Origin of the sequence: Pseudomonas sp. CC120222-01a, assembly GCF_003097235.1 — a bacterium.
In the GTDB taxonomy this organism is placed as follows: domain Bacteria; phylum Pseudomonadota; class Gammaproteobacteria; order Pseudomonadales; family Pseudomonadaceae; genus Aquipseudomonas.
The window spans coordinates 76,911-95,794 of the sequence record NZ_QEQQ01000014.1 but is presented as its reverse complement, the minus strand read 5'-3'; the positions used below and the strand labels follow the sequence as shown (position 1 = coordinate 95,794).

Below are 18,884 nucleotides of genomic sequence, written 5' to 3'. Positions count from 1 at the left end.
GCGGCAATCTGATATGGTTTTTATCGCCTGACCTGAGCCTGTGCTGAAAACAGTTCGGGAGCCATAGTGCTCGTGCCTGATCGAGGCCGTAAGAGCACCGACGCCATGACCGAACGAATACATGCCATCCAGATTGCCGCCAATGGCATCCACACCCGTAGTTTTAGCGGCCTGTACCGCACGCTGCGCATTGCCTTCGCCGGCGCACTGTTCGTGCTGTTCTTCGGCACCGCCTGGCTCGACTGGAATGGCCGCCAAGCCGTATTGTGGGACCTGGCCGACAGCAAGTTCCACATCTTCGGCGCCACCTTCTGGCCGCAGGACTTCATCCTGCTCTCGGCACTGTTGATCATCTGCGCTTTCGGCCTGTTCGCCATCACCGTCTACGCCGGCCGGGTGTGGTGCGGCTACAGCTGCCCGCAAAGCACCTGGACCTGGCTGTTCATGTGGTGCGAGAAGGTCACCGAAGGCGACCGCAACCAGCGCATCAAGCTTGCCGCCGCACCCTGGAGCCTGAACAAACTGGCCCGGCGTACACTCAAGCACAGCCTGTGGCTGGCCATCGGCGTACTCACCGGGCTGACTTTCGTCGGCTACTTCACGCCGATCCGACCGCTGGCCCATGAACTGTTCACCCTGCATCTGGGCGGCGTGGCACTGTTTTGGGTGCTGTTCTTCACCGCGGCTACCTATATCAATGCCGGCTTGCTGCGCGAGGCAGTGTGCCTGCACATGTGCCCTTATGCGCGATTCCAGAGCGTGATGTTCGACAAGGACACCCTGGCCGTGGCCTACGACCCACGCCGTGGCGAATCCCGCGGCCCGCGCAAGAAAGGCAGTGACGCTAGCGCCCAAGGCCTGGGTGACTGCATCGACTGCACCCTGTGCGTGCAGGTCTGCCCTACCGGCATCGATATCCGCGACGGCCTGCAGATGGCCTGTATCGGTTGCGCCGCCTGTATCGATGCCTGCGACAACGTCATGGACAAAATGGGCTACCCCCGCGGCCTGATCGGCTACAAGTCCGAACACAGCCTGCAAGGCGGCACCACCCACTGGCTGCGCCCGCGCCTGCTGGGCTACGCCGCTGCCCTGGTGCTGATGATCGGCGCCCTGGTGGTGGCCCTGCAGTTGCGCCCGATGGTGTCGCTGGACGTGATCAAGGACCGCGGCCTGTTCCGCGAGAACGCCCAGGGCCAGATCGAGAACATCTACGTGCTCAAAATCATCAACAAGACCGCGCAGCCCCAGCGTTACCACCTGCGCCTGCTCGATGCCGAGGGCTTCGAACTGCACGGCACCACCGAGTTCAGCATCCCGGCCGGCGAAATGAGCGAGCTGCCGGTATCGGTGGCAATGCTGGCCGAGCGCCCAGCCAGCAGCTCACAGGAACTGGCCTTCGAAATCCGCGACAGCGACCAGCCCGCCGTGCGCAGCGTGGCCCGCAGCCGCTTCGTGGCGCCCCTGAACCGCTGATCCCTTACACTGCTTGTTCACCTTGCCTGCCGAGCCCCCATGAAACGCTACGAACGCTTCGCCGACGACATTGCCGAACTGATCCGCTCCGGGGTACTCGGCCCAGGCCAGCGCGTGCCTTCGGTACGCTATGCCAGCCAGACCCACGGCGTCAGCCCGTCCACGGTGTTCCAGGCCTACTACCTGCTCGAACGCCGCGGGCTGATCCGCGCACGGCCGCGCTCGGGCTACTTCGTCAACGCCCACGCCCCGCGCCAGTTCAGCGAACCCCAGGCGCTGGAGCCATTGAGCGAATCGACCGAGGTAGATGTCAGCGGCCTGGTGTTCTCCATCCTCGACTCGATCAAGGACCCGAGTACCGTGCCGTTCGGTTCGGCCTTCCCCAGCCCTGAACTGTTCCCGCTGCAGCGCCTGTCGCGTTCGCTGGCCAGTGCCAGCCGGGCCATGGACCCGCGCATGGTGGTCACCGACCTGTCGCCGGGCAACCCGCAACTGCGCCGGCAGATCGCCCTGCGCTATATGGTCGGTGGGCTGATGCTGCCGATGGAAGAACTGCTGATCACCAATGGCGCGCTGGAAGCCTTGAACCTGTGCCTGCAGGCGGTCACCGAGCCTGGCGACCTGGTGGCCATCGAGGCGCCGGCTTTCTATGCCTGCCTGCAGGTGCTGGAGCGGCTCAAGCTCAAGGCCGTGGAGATCCCGGTGCACCCGCGCGAAGGCATGGACCTGGCAGTGCTGGCGCAGACCCTGGACAAGCACCCGGTCAAGGCCGTGTGGTGCATGACCAACTTCCAGAACCCGGTGGGCGCGAGCATGCCCGAGGCGAAGAAACAGGCCCTGGTCGAGCTGCTGCGCCGCCACCAGGTGCCGCTGATCGAGGACGATGTCTACGCCGAGTTGTACTACTCGCAACAGGCCCCGAAACCGGCCAAGGCCTTCGACACCCAGGGGCTGGTGATGCACTGCGGCTCGTTCGCCAAGAGCCTGGCACCGGGTTATCGCATCGGCTGGGTGGCCGCCGGGCGCTTCGCGCAGAAGATCGAGCGGCTGAAACTGATGACCTCGCTGTGCGCCTCGATGCCGGCCCAGGCGGCCATCGCCGACTACCTGCAGCACGGCGGCTACGACCGCCACCTGCGCAAGCTGCGCTACGCCCTGGAGGGTCAGCAGGCCAACATGCTGGCAGCCATCGCCCGCCATTTCCCCGCGCAGACCCGCGTCAGCCAACCTTCCGGTGGCTACTTCCTGTGGCTGGAGCTGCCCGAGCAGATGGACGCCCTGAAACTGTTCCACATGGCCTTGGCCCAGGGCATCAGCATCGCCCCGGGGCCGATCTTTTCGCCGACCCGGCGTTTCGGCAACTGCATTCGCCTGAACTACGGCTCACCGTGGAACGAGGCCGCCGAACGCGCCATGGAAACCCTCGGGCGCATCATCCGTTCGTTCTGAAGGTAGGCCTGAAAAAGTGCGGCTATAGTTGGGCGACCCACACGCTGGATCGCCCCCATGCAGCCTGATGACTCGACGCCTTCCACTCAACAACTGCAGGAACGCATCGACCAGGCGCAGGCCAACAGCAAGCTGCTGGGCGAACTGGTCGACCACAGCCAGGCCAACGTGTTCGCGGCCGATCGCAACTTCCGCCTGCTGGCGATCAACCGCACCGCGCAGGAAACCTTCAGGCGCCTGCGCGGCTTCGTGCCGCAGGTGGGCGACTACATTCCACAGTTCATTGCCAACCAGCCCGACATCGTCAAATGGCTGGAGCCAGTTTGGCCGCGCGTGCTGGCCGGCGAGGCGTTCACCGACATCATTACCCTCGGCCCGGCCGACGCCCCGCGCCACTACGAAATCAGCTACAACACCTTGCGCGACGCTCAGCAGCGCATCCAGGGCGGTTACCTGTTCGCCTACGACATCAGCGAACGGGTCGCCGAACAGGAGCGCGTGCGCAAGATCGAAGAGGCCCTGCGCCAATCGCAGAAAATGGAAGCGGTCGGCCAGTTGACCGGCGGTATCGCCCACGACTTCAACAACCTGCTCGGCGGTATCTTCGGAGCCCTGGAATTGGCCGAGCAACGCCAGGCCGAACAGCACTACCACGACACCACCCGGTTGCTCGGCATCGCCCGGCAAAACGCCCAACGTGCCGCGGCGCTGGTACAACGCCTGCTGGCTTTTTCGCGACAACAGACGCTGGTGCCCCAGGCCGTGGACGTGCAGCAGCTGGTGGCTGGCATGCACGAGCTGATTGCCAGTTCGCTCGATGCGCGCATCACTTTCATTGACCAGACCCAGGCCGGCCAATGGCGGGTGCAGATCGATCCGAACCAACTGGAAAACGCCCTGCTCAACCTGTGCATCAATGCCCGCGATGCCATGCCGCTGGGAGGCACACTGCGTATCGCCAGTGAAAACACCCAGCTCGCTGACGTGCAGGCGCGCCTGCTGGAGCTGCCCAGCGGCGCCTACCTGCACGTCAGCGTCTGCGACAACGGCATCGGTATGCCCGCCGAGGTGCTGCAACGAGCATTCGAGCCCTTCTTCACCACCAAACCCCTGGGCCAGGGTTCCGGTCTTGGGCTGTCGATCGTCTATGGGTTCGTGCGCCAGTCCGGTGGCCAGCTGCGCATCACCAGCGAACCGGGGCAAGGCGCCTGCATCCATCTCTACTTGCCACGGGCCGCCTGCGACACCACCGCGCAAGCCGGCGTGCAGCCTCAGGCGCCAAGCGAACAGCCGCGCGCAGCGCCACAGGTGGTGATGCTGGTGGAAGACCAGGACACCCTGCGGCTGCTGATCAGCGAGGTGCTCGAAGACCAAGGCCACCATGTGCAGGCCTTCAGCGATGGCCGCAGTGCACTGGAAGCCTTGCAGACCGGCTTGCGCCCGGACCTGCTGATCACCGACATCGGCCTGCCGGGCGGCATCGATGGCTACCAGGTTGCAGCAGCCTGCCAGAAACTGTCCGGCACCGTTGCGGTGCTGTACATCACCGGCTATGCCAGCAATCGGGTCGATGCCAGCCCTGGCCAGCACTGCGCGGTACTGTTCAAGCCGTTCGATCTGGCGACCCTCAACCAGCAAGTGGCACGGCTGCTGGAAAATCGGCACTCGCCGCTGTAGCCCGCTATGCGTGCGCGTTGCGTACAGGTAAAGTCTGGCCATTCATTGCTGTTGGAAGTCGCCATGCCCCACCGCGACCTGCTCGCCCTGCGTCAGGAAATCGAAACCCTGCGCCAACGTAACGCGCAGCTGGAAACCCAGTTGCTGCAGCACGCAGACCAGGACCAGAACATCTATCGGTTTCTGTTCGACACCATGGACGAAGGCTTCTGCATCATCGAGTTCTTCGACGGCCCCCATGGCCCGCTCAGTGACTATGTGCACATCCTCGCCAACGCCGCCTACGCCAAGCATGCCGGTATCCCTAACGTGGTCGGGCAAAAGCTGCGCGAGATGGTACCCGACGAGGCTGACGACTGGGTCGCCCGCTACGGTGAGGTATTGCGCACGGGTGAGCCGTTGCAGTTCGAACAGGAACTGGTCGCCACCGGCCATGTGCTGTCGGTGACCACCTTCCGCGTCGAGCCTGCAGAGCGCCGCCAGGTCGCAGTGCTGTTCAAGGATGTCACCGAACGGCGCAAGGCCGAGTTGGCCTTGCAGCAGTTAAATGAAGAGCTCGAACAGCGGGTCAGCGCAGCCCTGGCCGAACGCCGCCTGTTTGCCGAGTTGGTCGAACATAGCGTGGTCAACGTGCATGTGGTCGATACCAACCTGCACTGGCTGGCAGTCAACCGCCAAGCCAAGCATGACTTTCATGCCTTGTACGGCCATACGCCTGAAGTCGGTGAACACCTGCCGACGGTGGTGGGCCACAACCAGCTGACAGACGATACGCAGATCATGCCGATGTGGCACCGGGCGCTGGCAGGCGAACAGTTCACCGAGATCGGTGCGTTCGGGGCGCGCCACTACGAGTTGCGCTTCAACGCCTTGCGCGACCACGACGACAGCGTGCAGGGCGCCTACCTGTTCGCCTATGACATCACAGAGCGGGTCCAGGAACAGCAACGCCTGGCCAACGCCGAGCAGGCGCTGCGCCAGGCTCAGAAGATGGAGGCCGTGGGCCAGCTCAGCGGCGGCATCGCCCACGATTTCAACAACCTGCTGGGCGGCATCATCAATGCCCAGGAGCTGATGCAACAGCGCCTGGGCCAGCAGCGTTACGCAGAGCTGGAACCGCTGCTGGAACTGTCCAGCGGCTCGGCGCAACGGGCTTCGGCGCTGGTGCACCGGTTGCTGGCCTTCTCCCGCCAGCAGACCCTGCAACCGCGTTCGACCGAGGTCTCGGCGCTGGTCAACGACATGGAAGAGCTGATACGCCGCAGCATCGGACCGTCGATTACCTTGCGCAGCCGCTTCAGCGCCCGGCTGTGGCCAACCTTCATCGACCCGCCACAGCTGGAAAGCGCCCTGCTCAACCTGTGCATCAACGCGCGCGACGCCATGCCAGGCGGCGGCACGATCGATATCCAGGGCGACAACATCATGCTCGACTGCGAGCAGGCGCGCCCGCTGGAACTGGCCGCCGGGGACTATGTGCGGCTGAGCGTGGCCGACACCGGTTGTGGCATGAGCGCTGCCGTGGCGGCGCGGGCCATCGACCCGTTCTACTCCACCAAACCCATGGGCCAGGGCACCGGCCTGGGGTTATCGATGACCTACGGTTTCGTGCGCCAGTCGGGTGGCCAGCTGCGCTTGCTCTCCATCCCCGGCGAGGGTACGCGCGTCGAGCTGTACCTGCCGCGTCACCACCAACAGCCTGTGGCGCCCCCCCGACCGGCTGCGCGCAAGGCGTTGGCAAGCAGCGCGGGCGGACAACGCATCGTGCTGGTAGAGGACCAGGCAGCGCTGCGCCTGGTGGTCGGCGAAGTGCTGGAAGAACTGGGCTATCAGGTCGAGGCCTTCGAGAATGGCACTGCCGCGCTGGCGCACATGCAGCAGAGCGAGCAACCTGACCTGCTGCTGAGCGATATCGGCCTGCCCGACGGCCCCAATGGCCGCCAGGTGGCGGAGCGTTGCCGGCAGCTGTACCCGGACCTGAAAGTGCTGTTCATTACCGGCTACGACGAGAGCGCGGCGCTCAGCGACGGTCAGTTGTTGCAGGGTACCAGCGTGCTGACCAAGCCTTTCGAGCTGGAGGCACTGGCCGAACGGGTCCGTCAGCTGCTGGCGGATGAGCTGCCCTGAGGGGCAGCACTCAGCGCCCGCCGCCCAGGTCGATGAAGCTGCCGGTGGAGTACGAGGCTTTGTCCGACAGCAGCCAGAGGATCGCCTCGGCCACTTCTTCGGCACGGCCGCCGCGGCCCATGGGCAGGCCGGGTTCGAGCTTGCTCACGCGGTCGGGGTCACCGGACAGGGCATGGAAACCGGTATGGATGTAACCCGGTCGCACGCCGTTGACCCGCACGCCCTCGCCCGCCACTTCCTTGGCCAGGCCGATGGTGAAGGTATCCAGCGCACCTTTCGAGGCGGCGTAGTCGACATACTCGTTGGGTGAGCCCAGGCGCGCTGCGACCGAGGACACATTGACGATCGCCCCGCCCGCACCGCCGTGGCGGTGGGCCATGCGCAGCAAGGCATGCTTGGCGCAGAGCATGGGACCGACGACGTTGGTCTTCATCACCTTGAGCAGGCGGAACTCGGACATGTCCTCGACACGGCTTTGCTGGCCGATGGTGCCGGCGTTGTTGACCAGTGCGGTCACCGGGCCGAGTTCCTGGTCGACGCGGTGGAACAGCTGGATCACCTCGTCTTCGACGCTGGCGTCGGCGCGCACGGTGATGGCTTCGGCGCCGAGGGCGCGGACCTGGGCGAGGATACTCTCGGCGGCCTGGTCGTCGGCGTGGTAGTTGATGCAGATGCGATAGCCCTCGCGGGCGGCTTGCAGGGCGGTGGCGGCACCGATGCCACGGCTGGCACCCGTGATGACGATGACTTTGTGCATGGCAGTTGACGGATCGATCATGGACGGATGCCCGACAATAGGTGAAAAAACCTGTTAATGGAATGACCGTCACGTCTTGACAAACATTGACCCGCCCCTGATGCGTCAGGTTCTGTCGCAACCTGTGCTACGTTGCGCAGCTTGTTTTGCCAAGGAATCTGACGTCGATGGAATTGACGAACATTTTTGCGCCCCAAAACCGCCGTTTGATCAAGCTCACCACCCCCATCCAGGGCGACCAGGCGTTGTTGCTGGAGCACTTCACCGGCAATGAGGGGTTGTCCACGCTGTTCAGTTTCGAGCTGGCGCTGATCAGCCAGGATGCCAGGCTCGAACTCAAATCATTGATGGGCCAACCCGCCCTTCTCGAGATCGAACTTGCCGACGGCGGCGTGCGCCCTATCCATGGCCACATCACCCGCTTCAACCTGCAGGGCAGCGACGGTGGCCTGGCGCGTTACAGCGCGACACTCAGCCCCTGGCTGTGGATGCTGACAAGACGCGTCGATTCGCGGATCTTTCAAGAGCAGACCATTGAAACGGTCATCCGCACGGTGTTCGAGCACTATGGCGGGTTGGGCCAATTCGAGTTTCGCCTGCTGAAACCGCTCAAATCCTACAGCTACATCACCCAGTATCGCGAAACCGACCTGAACTTCGTATTGCGCTTGCTGGAGCAGGACGGCCTGTTCTTCTACTTCGATCACAGCAAGGACGGGCACAGCCTGATCATCACCGATCGATCCCAGGGCCTGGAAGCGCTGCCCGAACAACCGCGAATCCGCTACCACAGCGCCTTTGTCACCGAGACCAGTGATTCGATCACCCAGTGGCACAGCCACCGGGCCTTGCAACCGGGCAAGATGGCCATCCAGACGTTCGACTACAAGCAGCCAAGAAATCCGTTGTCCATCGACATGGTCAGCCTCAATGAGCAAGGCGACGCCCCGCCCTATGAGGTCTACGATTTTTTCGGTGCCTACAGCCATGGTCTGCGCGACGAGGGCGAGGCGCTGGTGCGCCGCCACCTGGAGATCATCGAGGCCCAGGCCAAGACCTTCACCGGCAGCAGCAACTGCCGAGCCATGCGGCCGGGCTACAGCTTTGAACTGACCCAGCACTTCGACCATGAACACGGCCCGGCGGAGGCTCGCCAGTTCCTGCTGGTGTCGGTCGCGCACCAGGGCCGCAACAACTACTTATCCGATGAGCCCGCAGGTTACGACAACCAGTTCGTCTGTATTCGCCAGAGCATCCCTTACCGCCACCCGATCACCGTGCCGCGCCCCACCATCAATGGGCCGCTCAGCGCGATCGTGGTCGGGCCGGACGGCGAAGAAGTCTTCACCGATGAGCTGGCGCGGGTCCAGGTCAGGTTCCACTGGCAGCGCGGCGACAGCCTGCCGCAGGGCACCACCTGGGTGCGGGTAGCGATGCCCAGCGCGGGCAGTGGCTTCGGCCATCAGTTCTTGCCACGTATCGGCCAGGAAGTGCTGGTCACCTTCCTGGCCGGCGATATCGACCGCCCCGTGGTCACCTCGGTGCTGTACAACGCCGACCACACACCGCCGCGGTTCAGCAAAGCCTCAGGCCTGCCAGGCAACCGCGTGCTGTCCGGCATCCAGACCCAGGAGCACAAGGGCCGGGGTTTCAACGAGCTGTTGTTCGATGACACACCCGGCGCCTTGCGTGCCCGCGTCGGTACCACGCACCAGGCCACGGCACTCAACCTGGGCAAGCTCACCGAGCCACGCACTGACGGCCAGGCCAAGGCCCGTGGCAACGGTGCCGAATTGCGCACCGACGCCGCGATGGCCCTGCGTGCCGCCCAAGGCCTGTTGCTGACCACCTATGCACGGCAGGACGCCACGGGGGCGCAGCTGGACCGCGAGGAGCTGCTCAAGCTGCTGGCCGAGTGTGGCGAGCTGTTCAAAAGCCTCGGGCAAACTGCCGCCGCACGAGGCGGTGCAGCCATGGACAGCGGGGGCATCGACGCCGTGAGCCAGGCCCTGAAACAGTGGCCGGCACCCGACAGCGACAGCCCTGGCGAACCCGTCATGGCCGTTGCGGCTGCGGCAGGTATTGCCAGTGCCACACCGCGCTCGCAACTCCACTATGCCGGCGCCAACCACGACACCACCGCCCAGGACCACCTGCAATTGACCAGCGGCGCCGCCATGCGCCTGCAGGCCGGCAAGGGGATCAGTGCCTTCGCCCAGGATGAAGGCATCAGCGCCATCGCCAACCGCGGCAAGGTGTTGGTGCAGGCCCAGGAAGACGACATCACCGTCAATGCACAGAAGAACCTGCACCTGTCGGCCGCCGAAGGCGAAGTAGTCGTCACCGCTCCCACCATTCGCCTGGTGGCCGATGACGGCAGCTACATCAAGATCGGCGGCGGTGTCGAAATCGGCAGCCAGGGCAAGGTGATCGTTCATGCCAGCGAGCATGACTGGGTAGGCCCTAAAACCGACAGCGCCCAGGTCCCGGCATTCACCCGCGACCCGGCGGCGCAACGCCTGGCCTTCCACTACCCGGGGCACGCTGAAGACAGCGTGCGGATGGCCGTAGACCACGCCTACCAGATCAGGCTCGAAGACGGCAGCACCGTACAAGGCCTGACCGATGCCAACGGGCTTACCGAGCACGTCGAGCGCGAGGCGATGCATCAGGCACAAGTGGCTGCCTTGCGCACCACCAGCAGCAAAGGAGGCAGCCAATGAGTGGCGATCAAATTACCGTGGCTGAAAGCGTCACACGGCTGGTACCCAACTTCAGTACCGAACGCAAAATGGAGGTGCCCGCCGACCTGCCAGGAGTGGTGATCTTCTTGCACGGTGTGAATGACCCGGGGGCTTCCTACGAGTCGGTGGAGACGGGGTTGTGCCAAGGGGTAAATGAGCGTTTGGATCGGCCTGATCTGAAGGCGGGGCGGTATGGGGCCGCCTACAGTGCTGCGGACAAACGCCCAGTTGAAGAGCGCAGTGAAGATGACATTGCAAAGCTGGACGATCCAGACACGTACCTCTATCGGCGAGACACGGCCGCCCCGAAAACACGCAGCCTGATGATCCCGTTTTACTGGGGCTATCGCGCTGAGCCTGGCGAGATCAAGCGCGATAAAAACGACGACCCGACCAAACTGCGCGGCCAATACCAGGACGTCTTCGAAAACCGCCTGGACCGGCACTTCGCCAAAGGCGGCGGGTTCTTCGCCAATGCCACCAACAACCTGCTGGAGATGTACAGCCCCGGCTTTGCCAAGTTTATCCGGCATCTCGCACAACCCATGCTCTCCAACACCCAGTACATGGGTGAAGGTCCACACCGGCGTTACTTTGTGCTCGCAGCAACGCGATTGGCCATGTTGGTCAGTGAGATCCGCCGTGTATCGCCTGATGAAACCATCACCATCATGGGCCACAGTCAAGGCACCTTGATTACCCTGCTTGCGCAAGCCCTGTTGATCGACAAGGGCCAACGCTGTGCCGACACCGTCATCATGGTGGACACGCCTTACAGTGTGCTGCCCAAAACCACCCCCAAAGGCCATGACACGCTCGCCACCTTGATCAACATCGCCACCGCAGTCACCCAGGCACCCCACGCCCAGCCGCCGCTGTCCGCACTCAGGGACAGCAAGACCTACGGCGGTCGCACGGGCCCCAGATGGTCACCCATACAGGGCTCGCGCCAGGACAAGGTCGGTAACCTGACCGTTTTCCCCGAACGCGACAACCGCGGCAAGGTTTACCTGTACTTCTGCCCGGACGACACCACGGTCGCCTTGGACGACGTGCATGGCATCGGTACGTATGGGGTGCCCAATACCTTGCCAGACGGCAAACCGGCGATGGCGGCGTTGCAGTCCGTGCGGTTTTACCAGCGCCTGTGGACCAAGCGTCATCGCGACGGTCAGCCGGTACTGGTCGGCGACGCCATACAACAAACGGTGCTGCGTGCCAAAGGGGAACCCCGCTACCCTGGCGGGTGGAAAGCCGGCGCCGTGGCCTCGCAAGCGCCAATAGCAAAAGGTGAGGAAGTGCTGATCAATGCCGAACCTTTAACCCCACCCCATGCTCCTGAGCTGTTTGGCGGCGAGGCAGTGGAGGGCACACCCACACAGGCAGGCATGGACAGCCCCGATGACGTGAGTATCCGCTCCGCACTGGGCAATCCGAAAGCCCGCTTCAAATGGTTCAAGGTGCGTACCAGCCCTCATCGCGTGAACACGGATGAAGAACTGGCCCGGTGGAACGCTGGCAAAGAACCCGGTGATCAAACTTCAGCCATAAGCCAAGCTGCCGTGCATCAAGGCTCAGAGGTGAAAGAGTACGTCATTTACCGTGAAGAAACGCCTAACGAAATCCAGGACCGGATGCGCGAAGATCCGAAAGAAAGGGAGCCTAACAGTTACCACTCGGCGGTTTTGCGCAGCCCGGAGAACCAGCGCTGGGTGACAGCAATGGACATTGCTATTGGCCAGGCGCACAGCCTTGATGACCCGGATATGCGGGAGGTGTTGGTTGCGATTGCGGACTGGAAGTTGGATAAAGCGACATTTATGGAAGTCATTAAATTGCCGGGGTGGGCAAGACTGAGTGGGGAGGCACAAGCATTAGTGACTGCCAGCTCTCAGTATTATGCAGAAGGCGTATTCCCACCTTCTGGTCTGGTATCACTTACGCCACCGTCTCTGGTAGTCACAGCACCCGAACAAGGAGTTGGCCGATGAAGGACAATCCGCCCTCCCCTCAGACGCGGCCCAACCTTAAACTTTATCTGTGGATCGCCGGGGTACTCCTTGTACTCTGGATCAGCTTCATCTGGATTGTTCAACTCAAAGCACAGGAAACTAACATGGTACTTAGGGACATGAAACCCGTCCTAGCTTGGGGCATTGCCGCTATTGTCAGCCCGCTACTGATGATCTTCGGCATTCATTGGTGGGGCAATGCCCTGGCAAGTGAGAAGGCAGAGTTTGCCAATTATCGCAACCAGATGGAGCTCAGAAACGCCGAACAACAGGCCACTCAAGTTCGCACCTACGCCTTAGAAATTCGGGGGGTCGGACTTGGAATTTACACAGATGGCCAGTCCAAAATCTGGCAGTTTATCAAAAAGAAGAACGACAATTTCGCATCGATTTACTCGCAGGACGCGAAAGACTACGACCCATCATTAGACACAAGGCGAAGCTCCAGAGACATTAAAGTCCGTATCGCATTCAAAAACTCAGCAGGTGAGGCAGTGGCGTACTGGCCAATCCCGGTGTTTGCGCTGGGACCGCCCGCCCCCTACGACAGCGCCGACAGTGCTGCAGGCCTGATCAACTCAGGCCGTAACGCCGCGACCTTGGGCGTTACCCAGTTTTTGTGGCAAGACAATGAAAGCACGACGCATGCTCAAGGCATGATCGAGCGAATGTTCACGTTTTTTGACGATAACCCGAAGGTGCCACAAGCCTTGATCGCAAGTGAGGACGGTGACGTGACGCGAAACGGCTATCGCAAACCCGGCACACCGGGATTGCAAAATGGCCACGTGGTTCCAACGATCTACGAAAGTATGACGGGCCTGCTGGTCACACGTTCGGACCGAGTGGACCGCTACATTCGTCCCTTCGTAACCCGTGACGCCGAGGACAATCAGGACAAAAAAACTGACTTTGGCAAGTTGTGGGCGTTTTATTGGGACCGGAGCAAGGCTTTTGGAGATTGGTATGTAGCCGCCGAGCATGCCAAAGGCAATAAAGTGCTATTACCACCCGGCACCATGTCCACCGCCTACTGGCAATCGCAACTACCTAGCTTGTGGAAAACCATCGACAACCGCGGTCCGGGCCATTTCGAACCGTCCCCCTGGCTGCCCGTGCGTTGGGCCGAACACCAACTGAAGGAGTTCGACGCAGCGCCGGTGCTGGGCTACCTACACCGTCCGATCAAGGTCTCGATGCAGGACGAACACGGCAAGCGCCTCAAACCCGCATTGCAGGCCAAGGCCTTGCAAGCAGGCTGGCTCAAGGCCCTCGATACCCTGCCTGCCGGGCAAAAACCCGTACGCGTGTTCTACGACACCACTAACAACGCTGAAGCGGAAATCGCCCTGACCAACGCCCTGCACAGCCTCAATACCGATGGCCAAGGCCTGGACGTGGGCAATGTCGACGAGGGCTATGACATCGGTCGGCGCCTGGGCAATACCGGCGTCAGCAGCGCGCTGGTGGAAATCAACCTGGCCACCATCGCCAGCTACCTCGATGGCGGTGCCAGTGCCGTGGTCTACGCTGGCAGCGACGGCAGCCTCACCGTGCAGATGATCAGCCCACCGGATGAGGCGCGCAAAGCGAAGAACCAGCAGAACCGTGGCGCTGACCCCTTCAAATATGGCCTCCCAAGTATCGGACGACCGAAGGCATGAGCCATCCCATCTGCCTGGGTGACCCCACCAGCAGCGGGGGCAGCGTGTTGTCATGCCAGCTGGCTGGCACCCACACCGTCAACGGGAAAACGCCAGCGGTGCTGGGCGACAAGGCCAGTTGCCCGCTGCATCAAGGGGTTTTTGCCTTTGTCGAGGGGCATCCAAGCCGACGCATGGGTGGTAAGCCGGTGGTGCTGCAAGGCCATCGGCTGGCATGCGGATGTCACGGCGTGGCCAGCCATGCGCTGAGTGTGAGCGTCGAGTAGTCACGAGATTCAGAGCACCAACTTCGAACCTCATCAGCGGATCGCCAGAGTACAGCTTGTGCTCTGGCTCTGCTTCATCTGGATTGTCCAACTCAAAGCACAGGAGACCGGCATGATACTTCGCGACATGAAACCCGTCATGGCCTGGGGCATTGCCGTTATTGTCGGCTCGCTGCAGCTGATCTTTGGCAATGCCTTGGCAAGTGAGAAGGCAGAGTTTGCGAACTATCGAAACCAGATAGAGGCCCAAAACGGTGCTGAAGCAGGGCGTGATTCACGCTGATGAAACACCTGTGCAAATGGTTGCGCCGGGCGAGAAGAAAACCACCAAGCCTATGTCTGGGCCTGCAGCATGACGCCGTTTTCGGCGCTCAGGGCGGTGGTCTTCGACTTCACAAGCCGTACTGGCGAACATGCGCGCAACTTCCGGGGAACTTTCGCAGGGTGAGTTGAGCGGACGCTTACCCTAGGCGGGCTTAATCCTCTGTTCTAACTCGGTATAGTCCAGTTTCCCCAGCAACAACTCCCGCGTTGACGACCATAAAATAAGGCGTCTTTTGCGGGTACTTGTAAAGGTTGCGGCTTTTGCTCTCAGAAGGGTTATCTGGGCTACCGGCCGGAAACTGCCAGAGTAAAACGCCGTCAGCTGATAATGCGCACGTTAGCGGAATCATTTTTCTTCCCTCCGCGACCATCTCTTTCTGTATATCTTCGGGTATGCCAACCTTCAGCGGCACGCGCTCCCAGTCGTCAGGTGAGTCACCTTGGGCAAACAATACAAAGCCGTCGCCATCTTTAGCAATTTTAAAGACTGCTTCGTTATCGGGACGATTGGCGAAACTACCGACAAATCCGTCACAGGCGTAATCAGCCGCCGTTGCTGTCGTGCCAAAGGTCAGTGCAATGAGCGGAAGAAGCGTAATACGGGTTACTTTCGAGACTGGCAAACAGATAAATTTACGCATGAATAGTCCTTTATGGATGTGATTTGACTCAGGTTGTAATCCATCACCAACAAGGGGCTTATTCTACGCGATAGCGGTGGATCTGTCAGACTCTGTTCGGTTTATCCAGTCCTAATGCCCCCGACCTCCAGGCGCTTGCCAAGCAGCATGGGGATACGGTTGTTAGGGGAATGCTGGTATCGGTGGACTGAAGCCAATAGTTGCTGGCACGTAATGTGTATTCAGCGGATGTTTACGCTTCATCTTGCTTTTGCTCTTGCTTTTGCTCTGCTTCTAAGCGCACGGTAGTTCAGCAAACGCCGAATGCGACTTCAGGAGGCCGAGCGCAGGCCTTGCGGAGGGAGGTGACGGGCATGGATGCCCGTCAAGCGCTGGGCCCCAGGATGGGGCCTGCAGCGCGGTCCTCCCGGGAGCAAGGCCGGAGCGAGGGAACCCCGGAGCGCAGCGCAGGGGCCGGATGATGGGAGCCAGCGTTTTTTGGTTACTTTTTGTCGCGTTTGACAAAAAGTGACCCGCCGTAAGGGCGGAAAGGTGACTGTGCGTCGTCATCGCAAATGAATGCACTCGACTGATTCAAAACCGCTGCAGTCGGGCTTTTGGCTTTTGGCTTTCGGCTTTCGGCTTTCGGCTTTCGGCTTTTAGATCAGGTGCGCATTCATTTGCGATGGTGGCGCACAGTCACCTTTCCGCCCTTCCGGCGGGTTACTTTGGTCTTGGCCAAAGTAACCAAAGCCGCCCGCTCCCATCATCCGGCCCCTGCGCTACGCTCCGGGGTCCCCTCACTCCGGCCTTGCTCCCGGGAGGACCGCGCTGCAGGCCCCATCCTGGGGCCCAGCGCTTGACGGGCATCCATGCCCGTCACCTCCCTCCGCAAGACCTGCGTTCGGCCTCCTGAAGTCGCAATTTGCGTCGCCTGAACTATCGCGCGCTTAGAAGCCAAAGCAAAAGCAAAAGCAAAAGCAAAAGCAGAGCAAGAGCAAGAGCAAGAGCAAGAGCAGCGTTACGGCCTCAATGTCCCGCCGAAGCCGGCCCCGCCTTCGCCGTAAACGGCGGTTTGGCCAGCCACACCAGCAGAATCAACCCGGCAAACACCCAAGTCATCAAAGTGAAGTAATCCACCGTCGACATCATGTACGCCTGCGCATTCACGATCTGCTCAAGCTGCGCATAGTTCTGCGAACTCGCCCCACCCAGTTGCTCCAGCGTATGCCGCGTCGCCGGGTCGAACTGGCTGATGTGCTCGCTCAGGTACGCATGATGCTGATCCGCCCGACGAATCCAGATCCACGTCGTCAACGAAGCCGCAAAGCTCCCCCCCAGCGTACGCAGGAAAGTGGCCAGCCCCGAGCCATCGGCAATCTGATGCGGCGGCAAATCCGACAGCAAAATGCTCAAGGTCGGCATGAAGAACAGCGCCACACCAATCCCCATGAACAACTGCACCAAGGCGATGTGCTGGAAGTCCACCTCACTGGTGAACCCGGCACGCATGAAGCAGCTAGTACCGATGGCCAGGAACGCCAGCCCCGCCAGCACCCGCAGGTCGAAGCGGTGCGCGTACTTGCCCACGAACGGCGACATGATCACCGGCAGCAAACCGATCGGCGCGACCGCCAGCCCCGCCCAGGTGGCGGTGTAGCCCATCTGCGTCTGCAGCCACTGCGGCAGGATCAGATTGATACCAAAGAACCCCGCATAGCCGCCGACCAGCACAATGGTGCCGACGCGGAAGTTGCGGTGCACGAACAGCCGCAAGTTGACCACCGGATGGCGGTCAGTGAGTTCCCAGATGATGAAAATCGCCAGGAACACCACCGAAATCAGTGTGCCAATGATGATGAACGACGACTCGAACCAGTCCAGGTCATTGCCCTTGTCCAGCACCACCTGCAACGCACCCACGCCGACGATCAGCGTCAGCAGGCCAATGTAATCCATCGGCTGACGGCTGGTGACCACCGGCCGCGTGCGCATCTGCTGGCGCACCACGGCAGCGGCGAACAGGCCGATTGGCACGTTGATGAAGAAGATCCACGGCCAGCTGTAACTGTCAGTGATCCAGCCGCCCAGTATCGGCCCGGCAATCGGCGCCACCACCGTGACCATCGCCAGTAACGCCAACGCCATGCCCCGTTTCGCCGGCGGGTACACGGCAATCAGCAAGGTCTGGGTCATCGGGTACAACGGCCCGGCCACCACACCCTGCAATACACGAAAGCCCACCAGTTCCGGCATCGACTGCGCGATGCCACAGAGGAACGACGCCAGCACGAACAGCAGCGTGGCCCAGATGAACAGCTTCACCTCGCCAAAGCGCCGGCTCAGCCAGCCAGTCAGCGGCAAGGCAATGGCGTTGCTCACCGCAAACGAAGTGATCACCCAGGTGCCCTGCTCGTAGCTCACCCCCAGGTTGCCGGAAATGGTCGGCAGCGCCACGTTGGCGATGGTGGTGTCGAGCACCTGCATGAAGGTCGCCAGCGACAGGCCGATGGTGGTCAGCAGCAGGCTCGGCGGGGTGAACTGCGCCGGGGCGTTGTTGCTCATCGCTGGGCCGTCTTGCCGGTGGCGCTGTTCTCGTGGATCAGCCGGGCGATCAGGTCATCGGCCTCGACCAGCTGGCGGTCATACACCTGGGTGGTGTAGCTGGCCTGCTGCGGTGGCTGCTGGGCCAGGGTCGGGCCGCTCTGGTCGTGCAGGTCGACCTCGACCACGGTGGACAGGCCGATGCGCAGCGGGTGGTCCTTGAGCTGGTCGGGGCTGAGGTGAATGCGTACAGGCACGCGCTGGACGATCTTGATCCAGTTGCCGGTGGCGTTCTGCGCCGGCAGCAGGGCGAAGGCGCTGCCGGTGCCGGCGCCGAGGCTGTCGACCGTGCCGCTGTACTTGACCTCGCTGCCGTACAGGTCGGCGCTGATTTCCACCGGCTGGCCGATGCGCATGTCGCGCAGCTGGGTTTCCTTGAAGTTGGCGTCGATCCACACCTCGTTCAGCGGGATCACCGCCATGGTCGCGGTACCCGGCTGCAGGCGCTGGCCGAGTTGCACGGTGCGCTTGGCGACATAGCCGGTCACCGGCGCCACCAGGGTGGTACGGGCGTTGTCGAGGTAGGCCTGGCGCAGGTCGGCAGCGGCCGCCATGACCTCGGGGTGCGAGGAGACCACGGTGTCGTCGACCAGCGCAGTGCTGGTGTTGAGTTGCTGGCGGGCGGCGTTGACGGCGGCCTGGGCCACGGTCAGGTCGTCACGGGCGTGGGAGATCTCTTCCGCAGCGATCGCGCCGCTGTCGGCCAGCACCTTGCGCCGGTTGTAGTTCTGCTGGGCCTTCTGCAGTTCGGCCTGGCGGGTTTCCAGCAGGGCCTTGAGCGAGTCGACGTTGCTGTACAGCCCGCGCACCTGGCGCACCGTGCGGGCCAGCTTGGCTTCGGCGGACTGCAGGGCCACCTCGCTGTCGGACGGGTCGAACTGCAACAACACCTGGCCGGCATGCACCAGGTCGCCGTCATCGGCGCCAATGCTGGTGACGGTGCCGGTTACCAGCGGGGTGATCTCCACCACGTTGCCGTTGACGTAGGCGTCGTCGGTGCTTTCGTGCCAGCGCCCGACCAGGCTGTACCAGGCCCAGGTGCCTATGCCTGCGAGCAGCACCAGCAACAGCAGGCCGAGCAGCCAGGCCTTGCGCTTGCCCGACGCTGGCGCGTCGGCGGAGGGTGTTGCGGTGTCTGTGGGAGTGGCCATGACAATACCTTGG

The 18,884-nt window shown here is 62.3% G+C and carries 13 protein-coding genes and 1 pseudogene; 10 read left to right on the top strand and 4 right to left on the bottom strand.

What is annotated here, in order from left to right:
- Positions 1 to 105: 105 nt before the first annotated feature.
- The 4 genes from ccoG (at position 106) to N430_RS18220 (ending at position 6,729) form a co-directional block, all read left to right on the top strand.
- Positions 106 to 1,476 (top strand): cytochrome c oxidase accessory protein CcoG, encoded by a 1,371-nt coding sequence (gene ccoG / locus N430_RS18235; protein ID WP_110638197.1) that lies wholly within the window; start codon positions 106 to 108, stop codon positions 1,474 to 1,476.
- 39 nt (positions 1,477 to 1,515) lie between these two features.
- Positions 1,516 to 2,925, top strand: a complete 1,410-nt coding sequence (mapR, locus tag N430_RS18230) for a GntR family transcriptional regulator MpaR (protein WP_110638196.1) — start codon at positions 1,516 to 1,518, stop codon at positions 2,923 to 2,925.
- 57 nt (positions 2,926 to 2,982) lie between these two features.
- Entirely contained in the window at positions 2,983 to 4,602 is a 1,620-nt protein-coding gene (locus N430_RS18225; protein ID WP_110638195.1) for a PAS domain-containing sensor histidine kinase, read from the top strand.
- Positions 4,603 to 4,665: 63 nt separating this feature from the next.
- Positions 4,666 to 6,729, top strand: coding sequence for a PAS domain-containing protein (locus N430_RS18220; protein WP_110638194.1), 2,064 nt, complete (start codon positions 4,666 to 4,668; stop codon positions 6,727 to 6,729).
- Between the two features lie 10 nt (positions 6,730 to 6,739).
- On the opposite strand, the gene N430_RS18215 is transcribed toward N430_RS18220, so the two are convergent.
- Positions 6,740 to 7,486, bottom strand: a complete 747-nt coding sequence (locus N430_RS18215; RefSeq protein ID WP_110638193.1) for an SDR family oxidoreductase — start codon at positions 7,484 to 7,486, stop codon at positions 6,740 to 6,742.
- A gap of 167 nt (positions 7,487 to 7,653) precedes the next feature.
- Here N430_RS18215 and N430_RS18210 point away from each other — a divergent pair, with 167 nt between their 5' ends.
- The 6 genes and pseudogenes from N430_RS18210 to N430_RS18185 all read left to right on the top strand — a co-directional run.
- Positions 7,654 to 10,209 carry a type VI secretion system Vgr family protein gene (locus N430_RS18210; RefSeq protein ID WP_110638192.1) on the top strand — a complete coding sequence of 852 codons (2,556 nt, stop codon included), beginning with the start codon at positions 7,654 to 7,656 and terminating at the stop codon, positions 10,207 to 10,209.
- On the top strand, positions 10,206 to 12,221 hold the full coding sequence (locus N430_RS18205; RefSeq protein WP_110638191.1) for a DUF3274 domain-containing protein: 2,016 nt from the start codon (positions 10,206 to 10,208) through the stop codon (positions 12,219 to 12,221). The genes N430_RS18210 and N430_RS18205 overlap by 4 nt, the downstream gene beginning before the upstream one ends.
- The gene (locus N430_RS18200; protein WP_165837363.1) at positions 12,218 to 13,906 is read left to right on the top strand and encodes a DUF2875 family protein; all 1,689 of its coding nucleotides are present in this window, start codon (positions 12,218 to 12,220) and stop codon (positions 13,904 to 13,906) included. The genes N430_RS18205 and N430_RS18200 overlap by 4 nt, the downstream gene beginning before the upstream one ends.
- The gene (locus tag N430_RS18195; protein ID WP_110638190.1) at positions 13,903 to 14,172 is read left to right on the top strand and encodes a PAAR domain-containing protein; all 270 of its coding nucleotides are present in this window, start codon (positions 13,903 to 13,905) and stop codon (positions 14,170 to 14,172) included. The genes N430_RS18200 and N430_RS18195 overlap by 4 nt, the downstream gene beginning before the upstream one ends.
- A 112-nt stretch (positions 14,173 to 14,284) precedes the next feature.
- The gene (locus tag N430_RS29475) at positions 14,285 to 14,455 is read left to right on the top strand and encodes a hypothetical protein (RefSeq protein ID WP_158288798.1); all 171 of its coding nucleotides are present in this window, start codon (positions 14,285 to 14,287) and stop codon (positions 14,453 to 14,455) included.
- Positions 14,421 to 14,617: pseudogene (locus N430_RS18185) on the top strand (transposase); the annotation flags it as partial. The gene N430_RS29475 and the pseudogene N430_RS18185, both read left to right, overlap by 35 nt.
- 31 nt (positions 14,618 to 14,648) lie before the next feature.
- Here N430_RS18185 and N430_RS18180 read toward each other — a convergent pair.
- The 3 genes from N430_RS18180 to N430_RS18160 form a co-directional block, all read right to left on the bottom strand.
- Positions 14,649 to 15,137: a hypothetical protein gene (locus tag N430_RS18180; protein ID WP_110638188.1), complete on the bottom strand. Its 489-nt coding sequence runs from the start codon at positions 15,135 to 15,137 to the stop codon at positions 14,649 to 14,651.
- A gap of 1,008 nt (positions 15,138 to 16,145) precedes the next feature.
- Positions 16,146 to 17,681: a DHA2 family efflux MFS transporter permease subunit gene (locus N430_RS18165; protein WP_110638187.1), complete on the bottom strand. Its 1,536-nt coding sequence runs from the start codon at positions 17,679 to 17,681 to the stop codon at positions 16,146 to 16,148.
- Positions 17,678 to 18,871 carry an HlyD family secretion protein gene (locus tag N430_RS18160; RefSeq protein WP_110638186.1) on the bottom strand — a complete coding sequence of 398 codons (1,194 nt, stop codon included), beginning with the start codon at positions 18,869 to 18,871 and terminating at the stop codon, positions 17,678 to 17,680. The genes N430_RS18165 and N430_RS18160 overlap by 4 nt, the downstream gene beginning before the upstream one ends.
- Positions 18,872 to 18,884 lie beyond the last annotated feature (13 nt).